The sequence below is a fragment of the Frateuria edaphi genome (assembly GCF_021117405.1).
GTDB lineage: Bacteria > Pseudomonadota > Gammaproteobacteria > Xanthomonadales > Rhodanobacteraceae > Frateuria_A > Frateuria_A edaphi.
Map to the genome: position 1 here is coordinate 2,404,135 of NZ_CP088251.1, position 24,301 is coordinate 2,428,435.

At 68.0% G+C, this 24,301-nt stretch carries 25 protein-coding genes; 11 read left to right on the top strand and 14 right to left on the bottom strand.

Translation table 11 applies throughout. The features are described 5' to 3' along the window. Positions 1 to 91 precede the first annotated feature (91 nt). The 3 genes from LQ772_RS11235 to LQ772_RS11245 all read left to right on the top strand — a co-directional run bounded on the left by LQ772_RS11235 (position 92) and on the right by LQ772_RS11245 (position 1,520). On the top strand, positions 92 to 598 hold the full coding sequence (locus LQ772_RS11235; RefSeq protein WP_231320893.1) for a hypothetical protein: 507 nt from the start codon (positions 92 to 94) through the stop codon (positions 596 to 598). A gap of 62 nt (positions 599 to 660) precedes the next feature. Beyond that, complete coding sequence (locus LQ772_RS11240) at positions 661 to 957, top strand: hypothetical protein (RefSeq protein ID WP_231320895.1); 297 nt, start codon at positions 661 to 663, stop codon at positions 955 to 957. A gap of 8 nt (positions 958 to 965) precedes the next feature. Further along, positions 966 to 1,520, top strand: coding sequence for a sugar O-acetyltransferase (locus tag LQ772_RS11245; RefSeq protein ID WP_231320897.1), 555 nt, complete (start codon positions 966 to 968; stop codon positions 1,518 to 1,520). Between the two features lie 25 nt (positions 1,521 to 1,545). On the opposite strand, the gene LQ772_RS11250 is transcribed toward LQ772_RS11245, so the two are convergent. The 3 genes from LQ772_RS11250 to LQ772_RS11260 form a co-directional block, all read right to left on the bottom strand. Beyond that, on the bottom strand, positions 1,546 to 2,271 hold the full coding sequence (locus LQ772_RS11250) for a glutathione S-transferase family protein (RefSeq protein WP_231320899.1): 726 nt from the start codon (positions 2,269 to 2,271) through the stop codon (positions 1,546 to 1,548). 81 nt (positions 2,272 to 2,352) lie between these two features. After that, positions 2,353 to 2,991 (bottom strand): glutathione S-transferase family protein, encoded by a 639-nt coding sequence (locus LQ772_RS11255; protein WP_231320901.1) that lies wholly within the window; start codon positions 2,989 to 2,991, stop codon positions 2,353 to 2,355. A 165-nt stretch (positions 2,992 to 3,156) separates the two neighbouring features. Beyond that, a complete protein-coding gene (locus tag LQ772_RS11260) occupies positions 3,157 to 3,705 on the bottom strand; it encodes a hypothetical protein (RefSeq protein WP_231320902.1) in 549 nt (182 codons plus the stop codon). A 127-nt stretch (positions 3,706 to 3,832) separates the two neighbouring features. Between LQ772_RS11260 and LQ772_RS11265 the strand changes: the two genes are divergently transcribed. The 3 genes from LQ772_RS11265 (at position 3,833) to LQ772_RS11275 (ending at position 5,590) form a co-directional block, all read left to right on the top strand. Continuing rightward, on the top strand, positions 3,833 to 4,495 hold the full coding sequence (locus LQ772_RS11265; RefSeq protein ID WP_231320904.1) for a glutathione S-transferase family protein: 663 nt from the start codon (positions 3,833 to 3,835) through the stop codon (positions 4,493 to 4,495). A gap of 16 nt (positions 4,496 to 4,511) precedes the next feature. Then, positions 4,512 to 5,222 carry a DUF899 family protein gene (locus LQ772_RS11270; protein WP_231320906.1) on the top strand — a complete coding sequence of 237 codons (711 nt, stop codon included), beginning with the start codon at positions 4,512 to 4,514 and terminating at the stop codon, positions 5,220 to 5,222. A gap of 182 nt (positions 5,223 to 5,404) precedes the next feature. After that, positions 5,405 to 5,590: a hypothetical protein gene (locus tag LQ772_RS11275; protein ID WP_231320907.1), complete on the top strand. Its 186-nt coding sequence runs from the start codon at positions 5,405 to 5,407 to the stop codon at positions 5,588 to 5,590. Here LQ772_RS11275 and LQ772_RS11280 read toward each other — a convergent pair. Then, positions 5,561 to 5,806 (bottom strand): hypothetical protein, encoded by a 246-nt coding sequence (locus LQ772_RS11280; RefSeq protein WP_231320909.1) that lies wholly within the window; start codon positions 5,804 to 5,806, stop codon positions 5,561 to 5,563. The two genes, LQ772_RS11275 and LQ772_RS11280, sit on opposite strands and share 30 nt — an antisense overlap. Before the next feature lie 222 nt (positions 5,807 to 6,028). Then, positions 6,029 to 7,024, bottom strand: a complete 996-nt coding sequence (locus LQ772_RS11285) for an alpha/beta fold hydrolase (RefSeq protein WP_231320910.1) — start codon at positions 7,022 to 7,024, stop codon at positions 6,029 to 6,031. A gap of 264 nt (positions 7,025 to 7,288) precedes the next feature. On the opposite strand from LQ772_RS11285, the gene ligD reads away from it, so the two are divergent. After that, complete coding sequence (ligD, locus tag LQ772_RS11290) at positions 7,289 to 9,847, top strand: DNA ligase D (protein WP_231320912.1); 2,559 nt, start codon at positions 7,289 to 7,291, stop codon at positions 9,845 to 9,847. Positions 9,848 to 9,885: 38 nt separating this feature from the next. Here ligD and LQ772_RS11295 read toward each other — a convergent pair whose 3' ends face one another. Next, positions 9,886 to 10,569 (bottom strand): hypothetical protein, encoded by a 684-nt coding sequence (locus LQ772_RS11295; protein ID WP_231320913.1) that lies wholly within the window; start codon positions 10,567 to 10,569, stop codon positions 9,886 to 9,888. 313 nt (positions 10,570 to 10,882) lie between these two features. Here LQ772_RS11295 and LQ772_RS11300 point away from each other — a divergent pair, with 313 nt between their 5' ends. Further along, a complete protein-coding gene (locus LQ772_RS11300) occupies positions 10,883 to 11,725 on the top strand; it encodes a class I SAM-dependent methyltransferase (protein ID WP_231320914.1) in 843 nt (280 codons plus the stop codon). A gap of 51 nt (positions 11,726 to 11,776) precedes the next feature. On the opposite strand, the gene LQ772_RS11305 is transcribed toward LQ772_RS11300, so the two are convergent. From LQ772_RS11305 to LQ772_RS11320, 4 genes are all read right to left on the bottom strand, one after another. Then, a complete protein-coding gene (locus LQ772_RS11305; RefSeq protein ID WP_231320915.1) occupies positions 11,777 to 13,555 on the bottom strand; it encodes a tetratricopeptide repeat-containing diguanylate cyclase in 1,779 nt (592 codons plus the stop codon). Between the two features lie 14 nt (positions 13,556 to 13,569). Continuing rightward, the gene (locus LQ772_RS11310; RefSeq protein ID WP_231320916.1) at positions 13,570 to 13,842 is read right to left on the bottom strand and encodes a hypothetical protein; all 273 of its coding nucleotides are present in this window, start codon (positions 13,840 to 13,842) and stop codon (positions 13,570 to 13,572) included. Positions 13,843 to 13,939: 97 nt separating this feature from the next. Continuing rightward, a complete protein-coding gene (locus tag LQ772_RS11315; RefSeq protein ID WP_231326026.1) occupies positions 13,940 to 14,707 on the bottom strand; it encodes an SAM-dependent methyltransferase in 768 nt (255 codons plus the stop codon). 159 nt (positions 14,708 to 14,866) lie between these two features. Beyond that, the gene (locus tag LQ772_RS11320) at positions 14,867 to 15,676 is read right to left on the bottom strand and encodes a hypothetical protein (protein ID WP_231320917.1); all 810 of its coding nucleotides are present in this window, start codon (positions 15,674 to 15,676) and stop codon (positions 14,867 to 14,869) included. 229 nt (positions 15,677 to 15,905) lie between these two features. Here LQ772_RS11320 and LQ772_RS11325 point away from each other — a divergent pair, with 229 nt between their 5' ends. Then, positions 15,906 to 16,562 carry a helix-turn-helix transcriptional regulator gene (locus tag LQ772_RS11325; RefSeq protein WP_231320918.1) on the top strand — a complete coding sequence of 219 codons (657 nt, stop codon included), beginning with the start codon at positions 15,906 to 15,908 and terminating at the stop codon, positions 16,560 to 16,562. Between the two features lie 63 nt (positions 16,563 to 16,625). Here LQ772_RS11325 and LQ772_RS11330 read toward each other — a convergent pair whose 3' ends face one another. Next, on the bottom strand, positions 16,626 to 18,488 hold the full coding sequence (locus LQ772_RS11330) for a hypothetical protein (RefSeq protein ID WP_231320919.1): 1,863 nt from the start codon (positions 18,486 to 18,488) through the stop codon (positions 16,626 to 16,628). A gap of 518 nt (positions 18,489 to 19,006) precedes the next feature. Between LQ772_RS11330 and LQ772_RS11335 the strand changes: the two genes are divergently transcribed. Then, positions 19,007 to 20,635 (top strand): S8 family peptidase, encoded by a 1,629-nt coding sequence (locus LQ772_RS11335; protein WP_231320920.1) that lies wholly within the window; start codon positions 19,007 to 19,009, stop codon positions 20,633 to 20,635. Between the two features lie 107 nt (positions 20,636 to 20,742). Here LQ772_RS11335 and LQ772_RS11340 read toward each other — a convergent pair whose 3' ends face one another. Then, positions 20,743 to 21,321, bottom strand: a complete 579-nt coding sequence (locus LQ772_RS11340; protein WP_231320922.1) for a redoxin domain-containing protein — start codon at positions 21,319 to 21,321, stop codon at positions 20,743 to 20,745. 199 nt (positions 21,322 to 21,520) lie between these two features. Here LQ772_RS11340 and LQ772_RS11345 point away from each other — a divergent pair, with 199 nt between their 5' ends. After that, on the top strand, positions 21,521 to 22,066 hold the full coding sequence (locus tag LQ772_RS11345; RefSeq protein ID WP_231320924.1) for a peroxiredoxin: 546 nt from the start codon (positions 21,521 to 21,523) through the stop codon (positions 22,064 to 22,066). 238 nt (positions 22,067 to 22,304) lie between these two features. On the opposite strand, the gene LQ772_RS11350 is transcribed toward LQ772_RS11345, so the two are convergent. After that, positions 22,305 to 23,471 (bottom strand): ScyD/ScyE family protein, encoded by a 1,167-nt coding sequence (locus tag LQ772_RS11350; protein WP_231320925.1) that lies wholly within the window; start codon positions 23,469 to 23,471, stop codon positions 22,305 to 22,307. Between the two features lie 410 nt (positions 23,472 to 23,881). After that, the gene (locus LQ772_RS11355; protein WP_425600789.1) at positions 23,882 to 24,280 is read right to left on the bottom strand and encodes a DUF1801 domain-containing protein; all 399 of its coding nucleotides are present in this window, start codon (positions 24,278 to 24,280) and stop codon (positions 23,882 to 23,884) included. Positions 24,281 to 24,301: the final 21 nt, after the last annotated feature.

The following is a 24,301-nucleotide window of genomic DNA, read 5'->3' on the forward strand; positions in this document are numbered from 1 at the left end:
ATGCCGCCAGCTTCGGTCCCCGGTCGGGCGCACGCGACAGGAGGCGTTGCGTTCGCCCATCATCGACGCCCGCCGCCCGAGCATGCGCCGCATGGACGAGACCCGTCTCCCCGCGATTCCCTGGCCCGGCTTTTCGCCGGAACGCGCATTCGTGCTGCCGCTGCCGGCCGGTCGGATGGCTACGTCCCTTGGCGACATGTGCGAGATCGATGGCGTGCGCTTGCGGCGCAAGTCCGAGTTCCACGTCACCGTGCTGAGCCAGGACATGTCGCGCGCCGCGGCCGCCGACCTTGGCGAAAGTGCGCTTCGTGCGCTCTACGAATCGCTGGCATGGACGCCCCGCCGCACCGGCTGCTATGCCCTGCTGCACAAGGCCAAGCCGACCGATACCGGCACGCTCGACTGCTGGTCGCTGATCGAACACCTGGATCTTCCCGCGATGCACGCCTTCCGCGGCGAGCTGGCCCGCCAGCTCGGCCCGACCCTCGCCGACCCGGTGCCGCACGTAACCCACTATGTGCGGGGCGACCCCAACGGCATCGGCGTGCCGGACGCGCGCGCGCTGGCGTCGCTGCGGGTCCGCGAGGTGATGCCCTGACCATCACCCGGCCCGCACGGGCCGGGCGCGACACTGGGCCGTCCCACAGCGAGGTCAACCTCATGCAAGAACCGATCGAACCGGGCTTCATGGTGTTCGTCGCCGATGGCGAACTGGGCGTGGGCGCCGTGCGCGAGGTGCATGCCAGCAGCAGGGAGCTGGTCGTCAACATCCAGAACGGCGGCGACTTCACGCTGCCGGCCGATGCCATCCGCGACGTGCACGAAGGCAAAGTGATCCTGGATGTCGACCACCTGCCGCAGGCCGTGCGCCAAGCCCTGAGGCACCCGCATGACGCCGAGTATCCGGATTCGGTCTACGCCGCGACCGACCCGAAGGAAGGCGCACTGAAGGACTGACCACAGGCGTGCGCAGCGAAAAGGAAAAGATGCTGGCGGGCGACCTCTACGACGCCAGCGCACCCGAGCTGCAGGCGGAACTGGCCGAGAACCATCGCTGGCTGGCGCGCTACAACGCCGCCCTGGCGGAGGGCCCGGTACGCTGGCACACCCTGCTGGAAGAACGCCTCGCCGCGGTCGGCGAAGGCGCGGTGATCCGTCCGCCCTTCCACTGCGACTACGGCTTCAACATCCACCTGGGCGCCGGCGCCTTCCTCAATTTCAACTGCATGATCCTGGATGTGGTGGCGGTGCACATCGGCGAGCGGACGCAGATCGGCCCGGGCGTGCAGATCCTCGCCGCCGACCATCCGCGCGATCCGGCCAAACGCTCCACCGGCCTGGAATTCGGGCGGCCGGTGCGGATCGGCAGCAACGTCTGGATCGGTGCCGGCGCGCTCATCCTGCCCGGCGTCACCGTCGGCGACGATGCACTGGTCGGTGCCGGCAGCGTGGTTACCCGCGACGTCCCCGATGGCGCCACGGTCGTCGGCAATCCGGCGCGGGTTCGCGATCAGCGCTGACCGGGACCGACCCGCGCACGCATGCTCATTCCGGCCACGGATGCCCGGGGTAATGGCGCCGCATCATGCGGGCGACATAGGCGGCCAGGTTGGCGTGCGCCTCCGCGGCGCGCCTCAACGGGGTGTCGAAGAACGGCGTGAGCACGCAGGCCAGCATGCCGAAGGCGGTGGCATCGACGCCGCTGGGTGCATCGCCCATCAGCCAGGGCTTGTCGTCCAGGAGGGTGGCGAGTGCGTCGATCGAGCGCGTGCCCAGCTCGGCGATGCCCTCGGGTTCGTGCCGGCCCAAGCCCTGCGCGTGCAGCTCAGCCTGCTTGCGCGCCTGCAGGTCGCGCCGCAATTGCTCGCGCTGGCCCTCCGGTGCCGTATCGGCGAAGTGGGCCGGCCCCTTGGCGAAGTTCGCCGGTTCCAGCCAGCGAAACCACACCATGGCGAAATACAGGTGGTCTTCGAGCATGCGTTCGATGGCCCAGGCCTGCGCGCGCTGCGATGGGTCCAGGCCCGCGTCGAGGTCGATGCCGTAAGTGCGCTCGATGTGCGCGCGGATGAAGGTCGAGTCGGCCACCACCACGCCGCGATCGTCGATGTAGGGCAACTTGCCCCTTGGCGCCTGCGGCGGAATCGCGGAAGCGCGCTCGTAGGCCACTCCAGCCATCTGCAGCTGGACCTCGGTCTTGAGCACGAACGGGCTGGTATCGGGCAGGCCGAAGCCGGCGCGGGTGGCGTAGAGGGTCAGGCGTGAGGCAGACACGGGCGACTCCGGGGAAGGTGCCCCGCAGCATGGGATGAGCCTGCTGACAGCATCATGTCAGCAGGCAAAGCCCGAGCGCCTTCAGCCGGAGGTCGCCACGTCGAAGGCGTAGGCCGTGCGCTGCGCGGCTGGCCGCTCGCGCCAGGCCGCGGCGAAGGCGGACAGGTGGCCATACGGAGCGAGCGGCAGCGTGTCGCGGAAAGCCAGGTGTTCGAGCAGGCAGAACAGGGATGTTTCGAGCAGGCTCAGATCGCGCGGCGGGAGCGCTTGCAGCACCGATTCCAGGTTTGCATCCAGCCACGCCAGCGCGTCGCGGAAACCGTCGGTGGCCTTGGCGAAATACACGCTTTCCGCCGGCAGTCGCGCCACCTGCATGCCGAACACCAGCTGCACCTGCGCGCCCATGCCGTGCCAGACCAGCTCCTGGGCGTTGCGCGCACGCAGGTCGGGCAGGTGTTCGGTCCAGAGGATGCGTCGCGGCTCGCCCGCTCGCTCGGCGAGCGTGCGGCAGATGTTCTCGGTGCCGAACACCGGCCCTTCCCGCAGCACCAGGACCGGCAGCTTCAGCGCCGGGTTGCCGGCGTAATCGGCCGGGTCGCGCGAAGCCAGGTCGTACACGGGAGCAAACGCATAGGCAATGTCCAGCTCCTCGGCGAACATCCGCGCGAGCCGGGTGAAGTGTGAACTGCTGCGGCCGACGAGGCGGGGCTGGTCCAGCATGGGGGGCGTCCATGGGGCGGGTCGCGCCAATGTAGGACAACGCCCGTCTTCGCTGCATCCAGACGGGCCATCACCCCGGCGGAATGGCGGCACCGCCAGGTACGGACGTGGTCGACGGCAGGGTTTCACCGTCGACTCCGATGCCCCGGGAAGGGGTTGCCGGGCTCAGCGATGACCCGGCGGATGCGACGGCGGTCGGCTGGCGGGCTTGCTTGCGCTGTTCTGGACCGGCGGGTCGTAACGCTGCGACGGGGTCGGCCAGTAGTAGCCGGGCGGCTGCCGGAAGAAGCGCTGCCGCGTCGAATCGGCGCCCTGGCTCCTCAGTGCCAACCGGTGGCCATCCACATGCACCCAATACCAGGATCCCGGCGGCACGGGCGAAGTGGAGACGTACACGAACTTCGCGTCGAAATTGCCGTCGGGCCGCGCCATCGTCTGCAGGCCGAGGTTGATCACGAACTGGCTCGCCACCGGACGCCCGTGGTCGTTCGCCGGCTTGGTGATCATCTCGTCCAGTGTCTGGCGCAGCAGGCGGTCATAGCGCGGCGCCAGTTCGACCGAGGGCGATACCTGGGTGACCTTGCCGTGGCTGTCCACCTGCACGAGCACGGGCAGGACCTTGGGCGTGAACTGGTTGATCGACATCGAGGTCGCCAACGCGCCTTGCCCGGCGGCCAGCGTGCCCAACAGAAGGAACGCGCAGAACGGTTTCATGAGGACCTCCGGGGGATCGTTGCCCTCCACAGGTGATGGTAGTCCTGCGACGTCCGGCCTGCCAGCGGGGGCATTGTCGATTCCGCTCCCGGTGGTTCGTCGTGGATGCAGACCACTGGAGCGCACCATGCCGCCGAACCTTCCCCGCCTTTACGCCCACCCGTTTTCCTCCTATTCGCAGAAGGCGCTCGTCGCCCTCTACGAAAACGGCACCGCCTTCGAGTACCGCTCACTGGAAGAACCGGAAGCCCGCGAGGAACTGGCCGCGCTGTGGCCGATGCGGCGCTTTCCGGTCCTGGTCGACCAGGACCGCACGATCCTGGAGGCGAGCTGCATCGTCGAATACCTGGATCTCCACCATCCCGGCCCGGTGCGGCTTATCCCCGCCGATTCCGCGACGGCGCTGGAGGTGCGCATGCTCGATCGCGTGTTCGACAACTACGTGTCGACGCCGCAACAGAAGGTGGTGCTCGACAGCCTGCGTCCGGCGGACAGCCGCGACGATTACGGCGTGGCGGAGGCCAGGACCGCGCTGGAGACCGCCTACGCCTGGCTGGACCGGCACCTGGCCGGACGCGAATGGGCCGCCGGCGAAGACTTCAGCCTGGCCGACTGCGCCGCCGCGCCCTTCCTGTTCTACGCCGACTGGACCCATCCGATCGACCCGTCACTGACCACCCTGCATGCGTATCGCGCCCGCCTGCTGGCGCGGCCCTCGTTCGCACGCGCGGTCGACGAAGCCCGGCCCTATCGCGGCTATTTCCCGCTCGGCGCGCCCGATCGCGACTGACCCCATGGAGACCCCCATGACAAAAGACCTCGTGCCCGCCGCCGAACTGGCCGCCCGCAACCACCTGCGCTTTCCCAACGAAAGCGCCGCCTACCGCCAGGCCCGCCAGGCACTGCTGGCGGAAGAAATCGAACTTCGCCGGCACATCGAGCGCGTGGCGGAACTCCGCCGCGCACTGCCTCCGGGCGGCGCGGTCACTGGCAACTACCGTTTCGAGGGCGAGAGCGCGCCGACCGGTTTCGCCGGCCTGTTCGGGGACAAGCAGACTCTCGTGGTCTACAGCTACATGTTCGGCCCGCAGCGCGAGCGTCCCTGCCCCATGTGCACCTCGCTGCTCGGTGCATGGGACGGCGAAGCGCGCGACATGGCACAGCGCATCGCGCTGGCGGTGGTGGCGCGTTCGCCGATCGAGCGGCTCGCGGCCTTCAAGCGCGAACGCGGCTGGCGCCACCTCAAGCTCTATTCGGACGTCGACGGCGCCTACAGCCGCGACTACTTCGGCATGACCGCCGACGGCGGCGACGGCGACCAGGCGGCCATCAACGTGTTCACCCGGCGAGACGGCATCATCCGCCACTTCTGGAGCGGCGAGATGGGCTTCGAATCGGCCGACCCCGGCCAGGATCCCCGCGGCGCGCCCGACCTGATGCCGCTGTGGACCGTGTTCGACTGCACGCCCGAGGGACGCGGCACCGATTGGTATCCCAGCCTCGCGTACAGCGACTGACTCAGCCAGTCGCCGGCCTGGCGCGATTTCCCTCGTCCTGGGCCAGCGGTGTGGATGGATTACTTGTTTCTAACGCGCACAGGCGCATCGTCCAGAACGATGCCTTCACGGGCCGCCTGCCGGATGGGTGCCCGCCTTCCGCATGCGTGCGGCCTTTCCGTTACCGCTGCAAGGAGCGCCCTATGCCGCACAAGCAACGCCCCGTTTCCGTCGCCGACCTGCATGACATCTACGGCGGCGAACGCCCCGCTCCGAAGAGCGAGGGCTCGGCGACTTACCGCAAGGCATCCTTTTCGGTCCGCGAGGCCGGCCATCCGGGCGCGCCGCCGCCGCGGCAGCTACCGGACGGCAAGAAACGAATCCGCTGACGCAGCGGGCCCGTCGCCGAACAGCCGCGAGGCATGCCGGTAGAGATCGAGGTCCAAGGCATTTTCTTCCTGCAGCCGGGCATAAAGCCCGCTGCCGAGTTCCGCCTCGATGTCGCGCAAACGCTCCTCCAGCGTAGCCTTCCGGCCCTCGCTGCTGTTGGCCACCGTATGGCGGGTCGACAAGTCACCAACGTAGGGGCAAAGGCAGGCGCGCATCTAGACCTTGCCGCGTATGCGCTGGCCAACCCGGGCGTGCGGGCGATCTCCAGCCATCAGGCCAGCTTCCCTTGCCGAAAGCCGGCGGGTCGTGTTCCAACCGATCGTCTTCCTCATGCATTCGATCGACCGCGTGGGCTCGGTCTTCGAATTCGAGTGACGCCCGCCACCGCAGAGCCCGAGTCTGGGCGCGCGTCGCCAGGGAGCAGCACTCCACTCCAGTCAGTGGTGCTGCATGAAACCTTCCATGGCCTCGAGGAACGCCGCTGGCTGTTCCTGGTAGGGAAAGTGCGCACTGTCGGGGAGGACCACCAGCGTTGCCTGCGCCAGACGTCCGGCCAGCGCGCGCTGCGGGGCTACCCCGACCGCCTGGTCGTGCGCGCCGACCAGCACCAGCGTAGGCATGCGCAATCGCTCCGGATGGCGCACCGAGTAGCAGATGAAATTCGATTCGGGCGCCATCAGCGCCGCGCCGATTTCGCCGGTGTTGTGCAGGCCGCTCTGTGCATCCAGCCGCTCCTGTTCCAGCTTGGCGGCCGCCACGTGGAACTGCTGGCGATCATGGAACACGTGTCCGTCCGGCAGCGTCGCCGTCCCGGCGCCGACGAAAGCCATGCGGGCACGGGCCAGCGCGCAGACATCGCCCGGCGGGAGGGCACGCAGCGCCTTGCCGGCGTCGGAACGCTCGGCCGCTGCGTAGGCCTCCGGGAACTGCGTGGCCAGCGTCTGCACCCAGCTTTCCATCGCGCCCGGCAGGTCCACCGCGGCATCGATCAGTATCAGGCGCGCCACGTGCCCGGGATACGTCTGCGCGTACTCCACCGCCAGCGTGCCGCCGAAGCTGTGCCCCGCCACCACCATCCGTTCGACGCCCAGCTGCCGCCGCAGGCCCTCGATGTCCTCGACCAGCGTCGCCAGCGCATAGTCGCCCCGCCAGGGCCGCTCGCTCTCCCCACTTCCGCGCTCGTCCAGGTAGACCATCGGGTAACGCGCATCGAGCGCCTTGCCGGCCGTCATGCGGAAGCTGTAGGAGTTGTAGCCCGGCCCGCCGTGCAGGAACACCACCGGCACGTCCGTCGGCCGGATCGGGCGCGAGGTCCAGTAGGCCAGCCGGACGCCGTTGATCACCGCGTCGTGGCGGATCTCCGAGGCCCACGCGCGCGATGGCGGAACAAGCAGGCCGGCAAGGAGCGCGGCGGCGACAAGCAACAGACGCATGACGGGTCCAGTCGAAGGGGGATTGCGCAATCTTGCGTCCCGTCGCCGCCACCGGATAAGTGCCGTTGGTCTACTGACACGGCCTTCTCTTCGTAGCAGCCCACTTGCGGGCGATGCTTTCTGGCGTGTCCTGGGGGACACGGGCGTCGCCACTGCGGGCCGCCACAGCAAAAGCGGCAGAGGCGTGGTGTCGGTGCTGCGCTCCACCCGGGATTCACGACCCCGGTGCCACAACGATCCGGACCACTGTCGCGGAGCCATCGGTTGAGTCTCAGGGAATACGATCGCAAGCGTCGCTTCGACACCACGCCGGAGCCCCGGCCGGAGGGTTCGGCGGCGCAGGGCGGGCGGCCGATCTTCGTCGTGCAGCTGCATCACGCCAGCCGGCGGCACTACGACTTCCGGCTGCAGGTCGGCGACACGCTCAAATCCTGGGCCTGCCCCAAGGGACCCAGCTATGACCCGAACGTGAAGCGCCTGGCCGTGGAGGTGGAAGACCACCCGATCTCCTACGCCAAGTTCCAGGGTGACATTCCCGCGGGCGCGTACGGCGGGGGCCACGTCGACACCTTCGACAGCGGCGTGTGGTCGACGCAGTACGACCCGGAGGCGCAACTGGAAAAAGGCCACCTGCGCTTCGAACTGTTCGGCACGCGACTCAAGGGCAGCTGGCACCTGGTGCGCAGCGGCAAGCCGGCGAAGCAGCCGCAATGGTTCCTGATGCACGACAAGGACGCCTACGCCAGCGACGTGGAAGCCGACGACCTGCTGGACGCGCGGATGATCGCCAGTACCAAGGCCGCCGCCGGCCGTTCCGGCGGCGCGAAGGAAGTGGCCGCGACGCTGGACACGCGCAAGCGCAAGCAGGTTCCGGTCGCCGGTCACCCGGCCAGCAAGGCGGGCAAGCTGGCCGCTGCCGCGGAGGGCGCGAAGAAGGCCAAGGCCAGCACTGACTTCTTCAAACCCGAGCTGGCGACCTTGCGCGAGAACCCACCGGTCGGCGAGCAGTGGCTGCACGAAGTGAAGTGGGACGGTTACCGCATCCTTGCCACGATGGCCAAGGGCCGGGTGGAGTTGTGGTCGCGCAATGGGCTGTCCTGGACGGACAGGATCCCCGACATCCGCCAGGCGATCGAATCACTGGGCGTGGACTCGGCCCGCTTCGACGGCGAACTGATCGCCCTGAACGCGGAAGGCCAGGCCGACTTCAACGCGCTGCAGAAGACGCTCTCCGGCGAGGCCAGCGCGCCGCTCGCCTACATGCTGTTCGACGTGCCGTACCTGGAAGGCTACGACCTCTCCCGAACCCCGCTGCACGCGCGCAAGGCGATCCTCGAAGCATTGCTCGAGGATCCGCCGACGCACCTTTCCTACAGCAGCCACGTGGTGGGCAACGGCGACCAGGTGTTCGCCATGGCCAGCGAGCAGAAGCTCGAGGGCATCCTCAGCAAGCGCGTGGAGTCGCACTACCGCGCCGGCCGCGGCGACGACTGGCTGAAGATCAAGCGCGTGGAGTCGGACGAATTCGCGGTGGTCGGCTACACCGCGCCCAAGGGCGGGCGCCAGGGCTTCGGCGCACTGCTGCTGGCGAAGCCGGCAGCCGAGGGCGGTTGGCACTTCATGGGCCAGGTGGGCAGCGGCTTCAGCCACAAGCAGTTGCTGGACCTCAGCCGCACGCTGGCCACCGGCGGTGGCAGCAAGCCGATCGTGCGCAATCCCCAAGACGCCCCACGCGGGGTGAAGTGGATCGAGCCCACCGCGGTGGCGGAAGTGAACTTCCGCGGCATCGGCAACCAGGGCCTGCTGCGCCAGCCGAGCCTGAAGACGATGCGCGCAGACAAGACGCCTGCCGACTTGCACGACAGCGACCGCGCGGCACCCGTGGCCGAACCGCCCGCGACCAGGCGCAAATCATCGACGCGCGCAACGCAGGCAGCCGAGCCGGCCGGCATCACCATCACCCACCCCGAGCGTGTGGTCTACCCGGCCGACGGCTACACCAAGCAGGACGTGGCCGACTACTACCGCACGGTGATGGAGTGGTTCCTGCCCGGCGTGATCGACCGGCCCACCTCGATCATCCGCTTCCCGGACGGCATCGAAAAACCTTCGTTCTTCCAGAAGCACATTCCTTCGGGCGGCCTGAAATACGTGGGCAGCGTGAAGTTGAAGGAGGAAACCGGCGCCGCCGCCGTCTACCTGTATCCGCAATCCGCCGATTCGGTGATGGAACTGGTGCAGTACGGCACGCTGGAGTTCCATCCCTGGGGTGCCAAGGTACAGTCGCCGGACCTGGCCGACCGCGTGGTGTTCGACCTGGACCCCGGCCCGGACGTGGCCTGGGAGCGCGTGGTCGCCGCCGCGCGGCTGGTGCGCAAGCTGCTCGCCGACCTGGAGCTCGAATCGTTCCTGCGCACCACCGGCGGCAAGGGCTTGCACGTGGTGGTGCCGCTCGATCCGCCGTCGGACTGGGGCACGGTCAAGCAGTTCGCGCAGGGTTTCGCCGGCGCGCTGGCGGGCATCCATCCGCTGGAGTTCGTCGCGGTCAGTACCAAGTCGATACGCAACCAGAAGATCTTCGTGGACTACCTGCGCAATGGCCGCGGCGCGACCGCGGTGGCCTCCTACTCGCTGCGCGGGCGCCCGGGCGCGCCGGTGGCGGTGCCGCTGCGCTGGGAGGAACTGGGCAAGATCAAGAGCGGCGCGCAATTCGACATCCGCACCCTGCCCGCCCGGCTCAAGCGCCTGCGCAAGGACCCGTGGGCCGGCATCGACCAGGTCAGGCAGAGCCTGGGCAACGTGTTCGAGAAGCTCGGCGGCTGACGGACCTGGCGCCCGCTCGTTCTTCGCTTGGGGCGGCGTCACGCGCGCGTGGGGCATGCGAGCCAACGCATCCCCAGTAACACGCCCAGCGCGCTGGCCAGGGTCACCATGTGCACCAGCCACGGTGCGCCGGCGACCGGCCCGGCCAGGATCCCGGCGTCCAGCAACCGGTTGAGCAGCGGCAGCAACGGACCGGTGATGGCGATTCCCGCCACCAGCGCCGGCAGGAAGATCCCGGGCCGCCGTTGCGTACAAGCGAGGGCCCGCCAAGCCACGGCCAGCACGATCACGCAAAACCCGGCCACGACCGCAGCCGCCGCCATGTGCACCCAGACGGCATCGGCCTGCGTGCCGGCCCAGGTGCGCGCCACCAGCATCTCGTCGCCATGTCCGCTCAGCGCGGTCACCAGGCGCGCCAGGGGATTGGCAGCGAATACCAGCGCCAGCCCCGGCCAGGCGCGCCCGCGCCGCAGGGCGAGCAGCGCACCGATCGCCATCAGCAGGTAGGAGAACACCGGCCCGGCCGCGGTGGGCAGCCAGCTGTCGCAGCTGTCGATCGACCAGCGGTTGAAATCGCGCTCGGCCCAGCGCCCACAGACCAGTCGCCCGGTCAGCGTATGCGCAAATTCGTGCGCTTCGTGCACCAGCATGACCAGCGGTACCAGCGCGACCAGCCAGCGCCAGGGAAAATGGGTGTCTTCGTTCGTGCGCTGGGTCCGCATGGTCGGCTCCGGGTTGGATTGTCTTGGATGCAGACCGTGGTCGATGCGTTGCAACCGGCCGAGCCCGAGGGGTGCACTTGGGCGCGACCGGAGGTCGAGGCGAGGCGTGGCGTCCGGCGATGCCTGACAGGCCGTCGCGCACAAGTGCGCGCCTGCAAGGTGGCGGTCTCGAGGGAATCCGGGCGTGTCCGCCAAGGGGTGGCGCCCGGGCACAAATGCGTTGCTGCAGGGACGCGGCGGGAATGGCCGCCTTGGCGCCGATTCGCTATGGTCGCGCTCCACGCCGCGGCATCGCCGCGCCAGGAAGCTTCTCGTGTCGCATTACACCGGTCCCCTGCTTACCCGTTCGGTTACCGACGCGCTGATCGCTGCGCGCGATGCCGGCGCTGGCACCTGGAGCGGATCGCTGGACCTGGGCCGCTCGTGCACGGTCGTGCCGTTGCAACCGGACGCCTGGCAGTGGCAGGGCTCGCACTATCCGTATCCGGCGAAGCTCAAGGACCGCACGATCTATTACTGGGACGGCGAGGCGTTCGCGCCCGTGTCGCGCTTCTCCGGTTCGCTGATCAAGCTGGTGCCGACCGAATGGGGCGCGCCGACATTCGAGATCGACGGCATCAAGATGCTGCCCACCGCGAAGGACTCGCCGGTCGAGGACGCGCGCCGCAAGGTGGCGCTCGTGGAACCCCATGGCAAGGTGGTGCTCGACACCTGCGGCGGGCTGGGCTACTTCGCCGCCTGTTGCCTGGACGCGGGCGTGGCGCGCATCCAGTCGTTCGAAAAGAACCCGGACGTGCTCTGGCTGCGCACGATCAACCCGTGGTCACCGGATCCCGACGCGCCCGCCAGCGGCGGCCGGCTGCATCTCGCGCACGCCGACGTGTCCGTCGCGATTGCGCAGACCGCCGACGCCTCGGTGGACGCGCTGCTGCACGACCCGCCCCGCTTCGGCATCGCCGGCGAGCTCTATTCGCGGGCGTTCTACGACCAGTTGGCGCGCGTCCTCCGCCGCGGCGGCCGGCTGTTCCACTACACCGGCAGCCCGAACAAGCTCACCAGCGGCCGCGACGTGCCGCGCGAGGTGGCCGCGCGGCTGGAGAAGGCCGGATTCAAGGCTCGGTTGGCGCTGGATGGCGTACTGGCGACGCGTCGCTAGGCTTCACGCCGAGGTGGCACCGGTGGGTGCCCGGCCGGGACGAAACGAAGATCAGGCGTGGGTCAGCGCGCTGGCCACCTCGACGTCGCCCATCACGCAGTTGCGCCCCGCGCGCTTGGCGCGGTAGAGCGCAGCGTCGGCCTCCCTGCAAAGCCGCTGCACGCCGTAGCCGGAGGTGGCGGTCGAGGCCAGCCCGACGCTCGCCGACACGGTGATGTCGCAGCCTTCGTTGGCCATCGGCTCCTCGACGATCGCCGCGCGGATACGGTTGGCGATGTCCATGCCCTGCTCGCGCGAACACTCGTAAAGCAGGATGCCGAACTCCTCGCCGCCCAGCCGGCCGAACAGGTCGGTGGGGCGCAACTGCCGCTGGCAGGCGGCGACCGTGCGCTTGAGCACCGTGTCGCCCATGGCATGGCCATGGGTGTCGTTGATGAGCTTGAAGTGGTCCAGGTCCAGCACGATCAGGCAGGCATGGCCCACGCTCTTGTCCAGGTGGTGCAGCGCCCGCTCCGCCTTGCTGATGAAGTGCTGGTGATTGAGGATGCCGGTCAGACCGTCCAGTCGCGAAAGCTTCTTGAAGCGCAACTGGGAACGCTTCAGGCGCAGCATCCACAAGCCGATGGAACCGATGACCAGCAGCAGCAGGACGTTGTAGAGCCGAACGGTTTCGGCCGCCTTGGTGGCCAGTGCCTGCTGCAGGCGCAGGATTTTGTTCTGCTTGCTCAGGCTTTCGGTTTTCAACTTCTGGGCAAGCATGTGCTGCTTGGCCGATTCGTACGCCAGCGTCCTGGCGCGGACTTCGTCGAGATATCCCTTGTCCTGGGCGACATACCGTTCGTAGTACGCGAGCGCGGCCGTCGAATTGCCCCCGCGCTTTTCGATCCGGTAGAGCACTTCGTAAGCATCGTCCAACCAATCGTTGAAGCTTCCCTGCGGGACCTTCGCCACGACGGCCAGTGCGGCTTTCCTGGCCTCGCCATCGCGGCCCAGCTTGGCATAGGCCTGCGCCCGTTCCGCCTGCGAGGACAGCAGGTGCGGGTAGTAGTCATTGGCCTGGATGCTGGGCTCACGCCGATCGATCAGCGCCAGAGCCTTGGCCGGCTGATTCTCTTCCAAATAAAGGCTCGCCAGGAGGAGCCATATGGAATTGGACATCACCGGCTCATGCGCGGCTTCGCAGATCTCGATGGCGCGCTGTATTTCCGGGCTGGCCGAAGTCAGCCGCTTGCCGTTGTAAAGGGCCGCGACCTCTCGGGAGTAAGGCCGGCACAGGCTCTCGCCTGGCGGCACGGCCTCCTCCGCCATCTTTGCGTACTGGACCGCCAGGTCGATTTCGCCGGCGAAGTTGAGCGTCTGCGAGAGATCCGACGCCAGGTAGTAGCGGGCCTGTGGATCCTTGATCCGGGGAAAGCTGGCCGCAAGCTTGTTGGCCAGGGTGAAGGCATCCTCGTAGCGACGGTTGAGCGTCAGGTTGTTCACGAGCAAGCCCGACGCCTTGGCGGCCAGGAGCTCGTTGCCGGAGTGATCGATTACATCGCGCAGCGCCGATTCCGATTTGGCGTACTCGCCCTCGAACATCGTTTCCCAGGCGTCGAGATACCGCAGCTGCCATTGCTCGGACGGGGTCAGGCGGGGCCGTTCACGATGGATCCGGGCCAACATCTCGACGAACCTGGCATGGTCCTTGGTCCGCAGGCTCTCAGCCCGGTCGAGGAACCGTCCCGGCTCCGTGATCGACTCCACCGCCGGAGCAGCCTGCGCAAGCAGGCACCAGCTCAGTCCCAGCCATGCGGACCAGGCGACGGTGCGGCTTGGCAGCCGTGCCACGGCAAAAGCCCTGGTTACGACTGGGCGGGAGCAGGACCGCCGAGTGGTTCCTCATCGAGAGGCTCTTCTTCCTCTTCGCGGGCAGGCATCTGGACGGACTGGGGCGACAGATTGGACGCTTGCCCGAATTCCGCCGACAACATCGAACGGTCGCTGGAGGCCGCCGCCGCCACCAGCGCCGGAGAAGCCTGCCCCTGCTCCAGGAGCCGCGCCATCTCGTCAGCGGATGCGTGGCGCAAAGAGGCGTTGCCGCCAATCGTTTCCAGCAGATCGATCGTGTCCTTCATGTTCTTGCCCCTGTTTGATCAATGGTGACGGAAGCCCGCGAGCTTACGGTCGATGCAACGCGCGTGAGCCCCAGTCGGCGCAAAGCCCTAGCTAGGATTATCCGACTCTCGCCGCCCTGTCCAACGCGTCCAGTTCGGCCAATCGCGCCTGCATTTCGTGGTTTTCCCTGAGTGCATATGCCGGCGGCAGCACGACGGTCTCCTCGGCGGTCAATGCGGTCTGCGGCAGTTCCTGCAGGGCGACACGCCGGACCCTCGGCGCCTCGATGGGCAGGGTGGCGGCGCGGTAGATGATCACCTCATGGTCGGCCGGGTAGTCCCGCTGCAGCAATTCCACCAGCAACTGGCGGTATGCCGGACCGGTCGCAAAGCGCCCGAGCGAGCGGTCGCCGACCAGCGCGACCTGCCAGAGCACGAGGTAGCCGGTGACATCGATCCGCCGTTCGAAGAACAGCAACTGGCTGGCCTCGAAATGCTGGCAGCCGAACCGGCCCGGATCGATGCCGAGGTCGGCATAGAGGCAATCCTCCGCCGAAATGCCCGGTTCCATGTGCGCCTGGAAACCTTCCGCCCGCGCCGTGGCGATGGCCTTGTGCGGCGACCAGGCAAAGATGCCCGGGTGCCCGTAGAACACCCCGCATACGCGCTTGCCGCCACGCACTTCGACCATCATCAGTTCGACCCACTCGCGGTAGGTCTTCAGGCGCGACTTGCCTTCGCGGTAATACGGCTGGAGGCTGCGGACGTCGCGGTGCATGCGCTCGAGCCATTTCTCGACGATGCCATCGGATAGCCCCGCGAACACCACGTCGGCCTGCTCGATATGGCTGCGCGCCAGCGGCGTCAGGTGCGACCCAAGGGTCATGCCCATGCCGACGCATGCCAGGCTGCCGCGTGTCTTGTGCGCTACCGCAGAGAACGTATCCATCGCGTGATGGTAAAGCAAACCCGACGCGGCAGCGGGCGGACTTCAATCACGCGCACGCCCCCGGCCATGGACCGGGGGCGTGCGGGGGCAAGGCGGTCAGTCCAGCGGGACCTTGTAATTGCCGTGGTTGTCGATCGGGCAGGAGCATTCGTTACCCACTTGCTTGGGAGCGAAGTGGTAGCCCGGGATGCGGCTGGTGAGATAGGCGGCCGTAGCCTTGTAGGCATTCAGCCCGTACGGCGGCTTGGCCGAGCCGAAGGTGTTGCCGCCGGGCGTGGTGAGCACCTGCCACAGCGTCGGCTGGGCGGCCGAGGGCGTGATGTAGAAGCTCGGCACGACGGTGTCGTTGAAGGCGGCGTACTTGTCCACGCCGACCAGGTTCCAGGCATCCTGCGAGGCGTTCTTCCAGAAGCCCGGCGAGCACCACGCGCCCGGAGTCTTCATCGGCTGGCAACCGTGGCTGACGACCAGCTGCACGTTGCCGTGGGCGACCTCACCCTCGTACGTGGCCGTCACCGGCAAGCCGACCAGTTTGCTGTAGCGGTAGTACTTGCTCGCGTACTTGAAGGTGCCGCCGACCTGGATCATCTGCACGGTGCGGTCCGGCAGGGTCAGCGTGGCCGACGTCGCGCCATTGGCGGTGAGCACCCAGACCAGGTAGCCCTGTCCGGTCTGGTAGGGCTGGCCCGTTCCATTCCAGTTGGCGAACAGGCCGGTACCGCCATCGTCGGCATCGTCCTGCCCCGTGAGGCCGCAGCGCTCGTCCTGGAGATTGTGCGTGTTGCCGTCGAAGCTGTAGCCCTGGCCGGTATAGGTAACGACCGTGGCGGCCCACGCCGGTGCGGCCCCGACCAGGGTCAGCAGCAGGGCGAGCAGTGGCATGCCAAGCAAGCTAGTGATTTTCATGAGCCTGGACTTCATGAGCATGTACTCCCGGGGACCGCCGCAGCGGGGGACCGCAGCATGCGGTGCGCGCCACGCCGGTTGAATACTCCGGACGGAGTACGCCGGCGTCCCGTCCGGCCGAACGCCGACAAGCGGAGCCAGCAGCATGGCCCGGCCGTTACACATCGCACTCACGCCACCGAACCAATCCTTGCGCGGTGACAAAAACGCGGGACCATGGGAGGGCCGCGTGATCAGCATCGTGCTAGGTGGTCCGGACCCTGCCCTTCGGCGTGCGCTGACCGCCGGTTTCGAACACTTCGACGAGCTGCGGGTGCTCGGCGACAGCGGCGCGCCGGAGCACTTGTCCATGCTGGTCGCCACCCAACGACCCGCCGTGGTGGTGATCGAAGCGTGTTGGGCCCAGGCCAGTCCCGGATTGCTCGGCTACCTGCTGACCCGCCCCGCCGGGCCGCGCATCCTGGCCTACGCCGATACGCTGGCACGGCCGGAAGTTCTGGCTACCGTGAAGCTGGGCGTGCACGGCTGCCTGCCCCGCCACTCCCTCCTGCCGGCGTGGCGCCGCGCGATCCTGGCCATTCATGCAGGCGACGCCTGGATTCCCCGCGCGCTGATGGCCGCGGCACTGTCCGACTTCAGGCATCTGCTGCAATGGGCGCCGCCGCCCGCGGCGGGTATCGGATCGCTCACCGATCGCCAACGCGAAATCGTGCGCTGGGTGGCGCAAGGCATGAGCAACAAGGAAATCGGCCGGCACCTGGGGATCAGCCCGACCACGGTGAAGACGCATCTGCACAATATCTTCGAGCGCGCCGGGATCAATGGCCGACAGCAGCTGGCCGTGCGTGCGCTCAGGACCACCGGCACCGAGCAGGAAGTGAACTGAACCCGATGGCGTGGGCCGGCGATGGACGCGGTTTCCCGCGTTCATCGCCGGCCTGGTCCTATCTCAGAGCTGGAGCCGCGAGATGCGCGTCGACCAGTTGCTGAGCGCACCACGCGTGCCGCCGCACTGGAACAGCGGCGGGCTCAGGTACTCGGCCAGCGTGCACGAATGCGCGATGTACTCCGAGGCGGTCCAGATCGTGTTGCCCTCGGCCGCCGCCGCGCCGTAGTCACCCCAGCGGGGACGGTCGCCTCCCAGGTAGGGGATGCCGGTGAAGCCATCCCACGGCGCTGCACCCGCGGCCGCGATGTGCACTTCGCCAGCGCCATGCTTCGCGTCGAAGCTGGCATAACCTGCGCTGGGCCAGTCGTTCGGCCCGACCACGGTGAAGGCGATCACGCCGCGCCCGCTCTGCGTCACCGCCGAGGTGCCGTAGGTCAGGTTGGCATCCGGCAGCGCCAGCGTGCCGTTGGCGAACACGCCACCGGACTTCGGATCGATCACGAAATACGAGACGCCCGATCCATGGCTGCCGTCGCCCAGCAGCACGTCGGTGTCGAGCGTGCCCCACAGCTTGCCGTTGGCGAAGCTGACCTGCTGCATGCGCGAGTCGTTGACCGCGAGTGGCCGCGGCGTCGGATAGACGATGTTCGGGTAACCGAGGTACGTCGGCGCACAACCGGTGAGGGCGAAGCAGTCGCGCAGCGGTGCCACGCCAGGCTTCTGCTGCGCGAGGCTGGTGGGCACCGCGTAGGTCTGCACGCCGACCGCAGAGACATCCAGGGTCAGCGCGTTGGGCGCGCTGTCGATGGCGCTGGTGTTCGACACGGACCACAGCCAGATCGTGTCCGAGGTGCCTTCCTCGTAGAACACCGCATCGGAACTCAGCAGGTACTCGGTGCCGCCATGGGCGCCGGCGTACTGCCCGCCGGTGGAGATCGCCGGCCACACCGTGAACGCCGGAGCCGGAACGCTCGGATCGCCCGCGTTGAACAGCACCACGTTGGGCGAGGCATCACCGGCCACCAGGGCGCGCTTGGAGATCGCGTAGATCTGCGCGCCGTAGAAGCCCGGACCGAACAGCGAGAACTCGTTGGTGGTCAGGAAGATCGCGTTGGCATCGGCGCCGATGTGCGGATAGTCGCCCAGGCAGAAGCCGGCCGTGCACCCGTGGTCCGGCGTGCCGTCGCTGCCGTTGTTCTGCACCGGCAACCGGTACACGGTCCAGGCGCCGGTCGGATCGGCGCTCTGGCTGACCGCGATGTCCAGGTGGTTGGTGCCCGAGAGTGCCGAGGAGGTGCCGACGCGATCGAGCGTCAGCACGACGTGGAACCAGCGGCGGGTGTCGGCGTCGTAGTAGCACGAGGGGTCGGTGATGCTCGGCCCGTAGGCGCCGGTGGTGCGGTTGATCGCTGCCGGGTAGCCGTAGAACGTGTTCAGGTCGACCGGCCCGACCAGCTCGTTGCCGGCGCGGTCGTAGACCGCCAGCACATCGTTGACGCTCTCCACGACGAAGCCGTTGCCTGCGCACAGCCCCTGGTCCGGCGGTTCCACCGAAAACTGGTTGCCGCCGTTGGCGTAGCGCTGATCGTGGAAGTTCAGGCCTTCGAAGCCGCCCGCGAGCTGCGGGTTCGACTTGGTGCGCAAGGCGTGGCCCACGCTGTTGAGGCCACCGTGGTGACCGTGATGGATGGTGCGGTTGACCACCGGCTCACCGCCCAGGTCGTCCTCGCCATCGCCCGAATCGGCGTCGCCCGCCGCCATCGCCGGATCCTGTTCCAGGCTGGTGAGTGGTGCGCCGCCGATGGGCGTGGTGTGGGGGGTGGTGGTGGTCCCCTTCTGGAGCTTGAGCGTGACCGGGGTTGCCCCCATCGCGCAGGTGGCAAACGCCATCGCCGCGAGGGCGATGAGCAGTCGGGTTTTCATGGACGGTCTCCTGTCAATCCGTGAATCGGTTAGGTGACCGCGTCCCCCTGACAGGCGCCGCCGTCGAACAGGCCGACGAGCGTCTACGCAAGTACGCACACATGGGGTGTGCGTGCGCGGACGATACGCCCGGGTTCGGCCGCTTGCCACAGGATTTTTGGAAGAGTTCGCTCCCCTCCGGACCGCCCCGCAGGGTGGCTTCGGCCCACCGCCACGTCCCGGCAAATGGGCCTGGTGGGCTCCGCCCCGCCCTACGGGACGCAGCGGTCGGGGACGTTCGGGCCGGTGGTTGGCGCCCCGCGGGCCACCGTCCCCTTCGCGCCTGCCGCTTTCACGACAACCTTACAACCGTCTGCCTAGTGTCTATGCCCAGTTTGTCCGCGGGGAGGCCGCGGTCAGGGTTTCAGCCGGGGGCGGGGGCTCTCCGGCACCAGGGTTTCCGTGACAAGGCGGCGCCATCCGGCGCTGTCGTCGCTTGACGCGCCGCACGCGAGGCGCCACCACCGGAGGACCACCGCATGACACATCGTTACGCGATCAAGGCGCTGCTGGGCGCCTCCATCGCCCTTGCCCTGTCTCTGTCCGCCCACGCGGCCACGCCGCAGGGACCGTCCGGCACACGATTCGACATCAGCAGCCTCGCGCCCGGCGGGCACTACGACCGGTTCATCGTGACGTATCGCGACGGCAGCACGGAACGCAGCAACCATGCCGCGCTGTTGCAGAACGTCGGCGCGGCGATCAGCCGCGCGGGCCTGGACCGCGCCACCGCCGCCGGCGGCAGCGCAGGCGTGCAGGCGGCCTACCAACGCAAGCTCGCCACCGGCGCGGACCTGGTGCACACCTCGCGCAAGCTCGACAGCGGCGAAGCGGCCACCCTGATCCGCCAGATCGCGGCCGATCCCGCTGTCGCCTTCGTGGCGCCGGACGTGATGCTGCATCGCGTGCGCGACATCCAGGCGCCGGCCAGCCTCGCACCGGCCACCTTCACGCCCAGCGACACCTACTACCCGTTCTACCAGTGGGACCTGAAGGCGCCCGACGGCACCATCACCTACTTCGGCGACGCCAACCACGGTGGCACGCGCGTCAATGACGCGTGGGACCTGTCCGACGGCAAGGGCGTCATCATCGCCGTGCTGGATACGGGCATCACCCGCCACGTGGACGTCAACACCGGCCTGGCCGACCAGGGCTACGACTTCATCACCGACGCCTTCGTCTCCGGCCGCGCTACCGACGACCGCGTGCCGGGCGGCTGGGACCTGGGCGACTGGACCACCACCGAACCGTGGTTGTCGGCCTGCACCAACGAGAACAATCCGCCGGAGGCGAGCTCCTGGCACGGCACCCACGTGGCCAGCACGGCCGGCGCGGAAATCACCGACAACGCGCAGGGCATGGCCGGCATCGCTTTCCACGCCAGGGTGTTGCCGGTGCGCGTGCTCGGCCATTGCGGCGGCTACACCAGCGACATCGCCGACGCGATCGTGTGGGCGGCTGGCGGCAAGGTCGACGGCGTGCCGCGCAACCGTCATCCGGCGCAGGTGATCAACCTGAGCCTGGGCGGCGAAGGCCGCTGCAATCCCAGCGACGTGACCGCCAAGGCCGTGGCCAAGGCGAACTCGCTCGGCGCGGTGGTGGTGGTCTCGGCCGGCAACAGCGGCGACGACGCGGCCAAGTACACGCCTGCCGGCTGCCCCGGCGTGATCACCGTGGCAGCCACGGGCATCACCAGCCAGCGCGCCTTCTACTCCAACTGGGGCCATGCGGTGGAGATCGCCGCGCCCGGCGGCGGCGTCTACCAGGACGACGACCCGAACACCGGCGTGATTTCCTACGACGGCTTCATCTGGCAGGCGCTCAACAACGGCGACACCACGCCGGTGCCCGAGGGCACCACGTACGGCGGCTTCGCCGGCACCTCGCAGGCCGCCCCGCACGTCACCGGCACGGTCGCGCTGATGCAGAGCGCACGCAAGGAGCTGTGCCTGCCGCTGCTCAAGCCCAAACAGGTGCTCAAGCTGCTGCAGAAGACGGCCTACACGCCGATGATCCGGCCGGAGGGCAAGTACTCCATCGGCGCGGGCATCCTGGACTCCGCGGCCGCGGTGGAGGCTGCGGTCGACTTCGATCCGCACAAATAAGCCGCCGCGAGCTGCGTCCTTCATCGCAGCAATCTTCGGCTTCATCCACCAAAACAGGAAAAAGGCGGGCACGAGCCCGCCTTTTTCCTTGCCCGGACCCCGGCGCCTCAGGAATGCGCAACCGCCTGCGCGGGCTTCACTCCGGCCCTGGCGAGCATGCCGCGCGCCAGGAACAGCTCCACCCGCTCCAGCGGTATGCGATCGCCTGCATCGCCGCCGTAGTACGCCTCGGCGATATTGCCTTCCTCGTCGATCAGGAAATCGGCCGGCATCAGGTTGGTGGTGTTCAAGCCGGCCAGGCCGACGATGCGCAGGCCTTTGATCAGCGTCGGCACGCGGGTGAGGATGCCCTTGAGCTTGCGCCACAGCGAGCGCTCGATCCCGTAGGTTTCGTGCGCGTGCGAGGTCGGGTCCGCCACCACGCTGAATGGCCGCGGTTTGCGCGCGACGAAGCGCTGCACTGCTTCGGGCGTGGAGGTGAACACGGCGACGATGTCCAGCCCCAGCGACGACAGCGCGGGATGGTGGTTGGTCAACTCGTAGATGCGGAAATTGCAGAACGGGCACGCCGCGTCGCGGAAGAAGCACAGCAGCGTGCGCCGCCCCGAGCCGCCGATATCGACGCGGCGGCCGTAGATGTCGACGAAGTGCAGCAGCGGCGCCCTGGAAGGTGCGTTCAGTCTCATCGGAATTCCCCTGTTCCCCTGTTCCCCTGTCGAAATCCTGCGCGTGCCACGGCTCGCGCGCAAGCCGATGCCGTTGGTGCCACGAATGCGGAAAAAAGTTGGGCCCTCATCGACGACCCGGACGTGTTTCCCCGACCGACATCCGCCGTCGCGTTTGTAGCGTATAAACGGTGCTTCCACGCCCCCCAGGAGCACCGCCATGAAGTCCCCGCTCAAGCTCGCCGCGCTCGCCCTCGTCGGTACCGCCACATTGGCCTCACCGGCCTTCGCCGCCCTCAAGGAAGGCACGCAGGCGCCAGACTTCACCGCGCCGGCCTATCTCGCCGGCAAGGCCTTCACCTTCAATCTGGCCGATGCGCTGAAGAAAGGCCCGGTGGTGGTGTACTTCTTCCCCGCCGCGCACACTTCCGGCTGCAACCTCGAAGCCCACCTGTTCTCCCAGGCCATCGACCAGTTCAAGGCGTTGCACGCCACGGTCATCGGCGTGACCGCCGGCAATACCGACCAGTTGTCCGATTTCTCGAAGGAAACCGAACATTGCAGCGGCAAGTTCCCGGTCGCCGCGGACGCCGACGCGAAGATCGCCAAGGAATACGACGCCCTGCTGACGATGCGCCCCGGCTGGTCGGACCGCACCTCTTACGTGATCGCGCCTTCGGGAAAGATCACCCACGTCTATTCGGACCTGAAGCCGAACAAGCACGTGCAGGAAACGCTCGATGCGGTGAAGGCGCTGGAGAAATAAGCCACCGGCGTCGCGGTGCAGCCCTTGCCCGGCCGGCGTCCGGTCGGGCACCGATCGTCCACAGGAGTGAGACCGTGCCGATCCCGGACGAATCGCTCGCTGACCGAACCGAAATACGTCGAGCATGCTCGATGCATGGCTCCGGCAAAGGCAGGCCAGGCTGGGTCTCCGCGACCATGAATCCTCGTGTCACCCGGCGCTGGCGCGGTCCCACCGGGTCCGCGCCAGCACGGTCACGCTAGGGCGAATGGCGCCAGCCATCGAAGTCGAAGCGCAGCACCTGCCCCATGCCCGGCGGCAGGCCGAAGCCCGCGTTCGACACGTACAGCGCGCCGTCAGGCCCGAACGTCATCGCCGATGGCAACACCAGACCGGTAACCACTGCGTGGCGGTCGCCGGATGGCTCGATGCGCACCACCTTGCCGGTGCCCGGCGTGGGAGCCAGGTTGTCCTTGCCGGTGGTGTCTTCCAGCACGTACATGCATCCGCGCCGGTCGAAGGCGATCCCGAGCACCGTGGTCAACCGGTCCGCCACCGGCCACAGTTGCCCGTTGCGGGTCAGCTTGAGCACTTTCGACGAACCGGCCGTGATCGGGAATGTGCCGAGGTTGCCGATGAAGAATCGCCCACGATGCGCCAGCGCCGTCGGCACGATGTGGCCCTGGCTGGCCGACACATCGATCACGCGCCGGACCTTGCCATCGAGACTCACCTTCACCAGTTCGCCGTGATTGGGCTCGAGCGCGAAAAGTTCGCCATGGAGCGCCACCATGCTGTACCAGGTGCCGTCGGGCTCGAAATCCTCTTCCTCCGGGTTCTGCACCGGGTGGTTTTTCTGGTAGCGGCTGAGGTTGGCGATCCAGTGGATCGAACCGTCCGGATCGACGCGCGCGATGCCGTTGTAGGTGCCTTTCAGGCCATGCGAGCAGCCGGCCCCGGCGGTGATGGCATACAGGGTGTGTCCGATGAAGGCGACGTCCGCGACACCGCTGACCAGCGACCCGGTCTGGGCACTGGTCTGGCTTGACGGGAACTTGTTGGTGATCGTGACGCGATGGCCATGATGGTCGATCCTCGAAATGCGCCCGCCGGTGTAGCTGCCGCTGTACGGGCCGACTTCCGGCACCTGCGTGCAGTCCATCGCGGTGGTCTGGTGCCATCCGCCGCGGCCGCCCTCGGCCACGTAGAGATAGCCGTCCGGCCCGAACTTGAGGCCGCGCGGATTGTTCAGGCCCGTGGCGTAGACCGACACCTTCACCGGATAGCCGGTGTGCGTCTGCACCAGGCTGACGATGTCCGCTGCGCCGGGCGCCGCGCCGATATCCACGGCGAACGCCGGCGGAGCGACGGCAAACGAGAGGGCAAGCGCCAGCGCGCCGACCAGGAGTCGCTTACGAACAGTCATGAGGGGAACCCTCCAGGGAGAGTGCGGCAGGATCGGGCGGTGCCGCGTGCGCCTCGCAAGCCCGGGCCGTCGTCCGGCCCTGTTGCACGAAGCGGGCGGCGGGTGTGTCGCCCGGCCCGTGCGCGGTGGTGCGGGCTCGGGGCACGGCACGCGTTGCGCTTGCCCTCGCCAGCCAGGGCGTTACCTTCTGCTCCCGCACCAGGGCGGCGATCCTACTCGCCGGCGGTAACCCGGCCGTGACATCCGCGTGGCAATCGGTGAAGCCGTGCTCGACACGTCGATACCGCAACGCCACCGCGACCTGATGGTCGTGGAGGGCGACGCATCCGACAGGGCGGCCCGCACTCGTCGTCGTACGGCAGCGCTGCACGGCGTCCCGGCCATCCGGAACGCCATTGCACTGTCGAGCCTCAGTGCGTGTTGAGGGCCACGGCCGCGCGCACCAGCGCCGCCAGGGCGGCCTCGTCGACGGTTTCGCCCTCGTGGATGTCGATCGCACGCCGGGTGTTGCCATCGAGGCTGGCGTTGAACAGCCCCGCCGGGTCTTCCAGCCTCGCGCCCTTGGCGAAGGTCACTTTCACGACGTTCTTGTAGGTCTCACCGGTACACACGATGCCGGCATGGGACCACACCGGCACGCCCCGCCATTTCCATTCCTCGACGATCGCGGGATCGGCCTGTCTGATGAGCGCGCGGACGCGGGCTAGGGTTTCGCCACGCCAGTCACCCAGTTCCTCGATCCGTGCGTCGATGAGCTCGGAAGGCGAGAGTCCCGCCGCCGAAGTGGCCGGTTTGCGCATGGTCGCCATCGTTCGTCTTCTCTGGTGTGT

Coding starts and splice junctions, on each gene's coding strand:
- LQ772_RS11280 (WP_231320909.1), bottom strand. CDS start 5,806: ATGCGCGCCTGCCTTTGCCCCTACGTTGGTGACTTGTCGACCCGCCAT.
- LQ772_RS11355 (WP_425600789.1), bottom strand. CDS start 24,280: ATGGCGACCATGCGCAAACCGGCCACTTCGGCGGCGGGACTCTCGCCT.
- LQ772_RS11275 (WP_231320907.1), top strand. CDS start 5,405: ATGCCGCACAAGCAACGCCCCGTTTCCGTCGCCGACCTGCATGACATC.
- LQ772_RS11295 (WP_231320913.1), bottom strand. CDS start 10,569: ATGCGGACCCAGCGCACGAACGAAGACACCCATTTTCCCTGGCGCTGG.
- LQ772_RS11350 (WP_231320925.1), bottom strand. CDS start 23,471: ATGACTGTTCGTAAGCGACTCCTGGTCGGCGCGCTGGCGCTTGCCCTC.
- LQ772_RS11315 (WP_231326026.1), bottom strand. CDS start 14,707: ATGACCCTTGGGTCGCACCTGACGCCGCTGGCGCGCAGCCATATCGAG.
- LQ772_RS11335 (WP_231320920.1), top strand. CDS start 19,007: ATGACACATCGTTACGCGATCAAGGCGCTGCTGGGCGCCTCCATCGCC.
- LQ772_RS11260 (WP_231320902.1), bottom strand. CDS start 3,705: ATGAAACCGTTCTGCGCGTTCCTTCTGTTGGGCACGCTGGCCGCCGGG.
- LQ772_RS11330 (WP_231320919.1), bottom strand. CDS start 18,488: ATGAAAACCCGACTGCTCATCGCCCTCGCGGCGATGGCGTTTGCCACC.
- LQ772_RS11270 (WP_231320906.1), top strand. CDS start 4,512: ATGACAAAAGACCTCGTGCCCGCCGCCGAACTGGCCGCCCGCAACCAC.
- LQ772_RS11310 (WP_231320916.1), bottom strand. CDS start 13,842: ATGAAGGACACGATCGATCTGCTGGAAACGATTGGCGGCAACGCCTCT.
- LQ772_RS11265 (WP_231320904.1), top strand. CDS start 3,833: ATGCCGCCGAACCTTCCCCGCCTTTACGCCCACCCGTTTTCCTCCTAT.
- LQ772_RS11255 (WP_231320901.1), bottom strand. CDS start 2,991: ATGCTGGACCAGCCCCGCCTCGTCGGCCGCAGCAGTTCACACTTCACC.
- LQ772_RS11320 (WP_231320917.1), bottom strand. CDS start 15,676: ATGAAAATCACTAGCTTGCTTGGCATGCCACTGCTCGCCCTGCTGCTG.
- LQ772_RS11345 (WP_231320924.1), top strand. CDS start 21,521: ATGAAGTCCCCGCTCAAGCTCGCCGCGCTCGCCCTCGTCGGTACCGCC.
- LQ772_RS11340 (WP_231320922.1), bottom strand. CDS start 21,321: ATGAGACTGAACGCACCTTCCAGGGCGCCGCTGCTGCACTTCGTCGAC.
- LQ772_RS11285 (WP_231320910.1), bottom strand. CDS start 7,024: ATGCGTCTGTTGCTTGTCGCCGCCGCGCTCCTTGCCGGCCTGCTTGTT.
- LQ772_RS11235 (WP_231320893.1), top strand. CDS start 92: ATGGACGAGACCCGTCTCCCCGCGATTCCCTGGCCCGGCTTTTCGCCG.
- LQ772_RS11240 (WP_231320895.1), top strand. CDS start 661: ATGCAAGAACCGATCGAACCGGGCTTCATGGTGTTCGTCGCCGATGGC.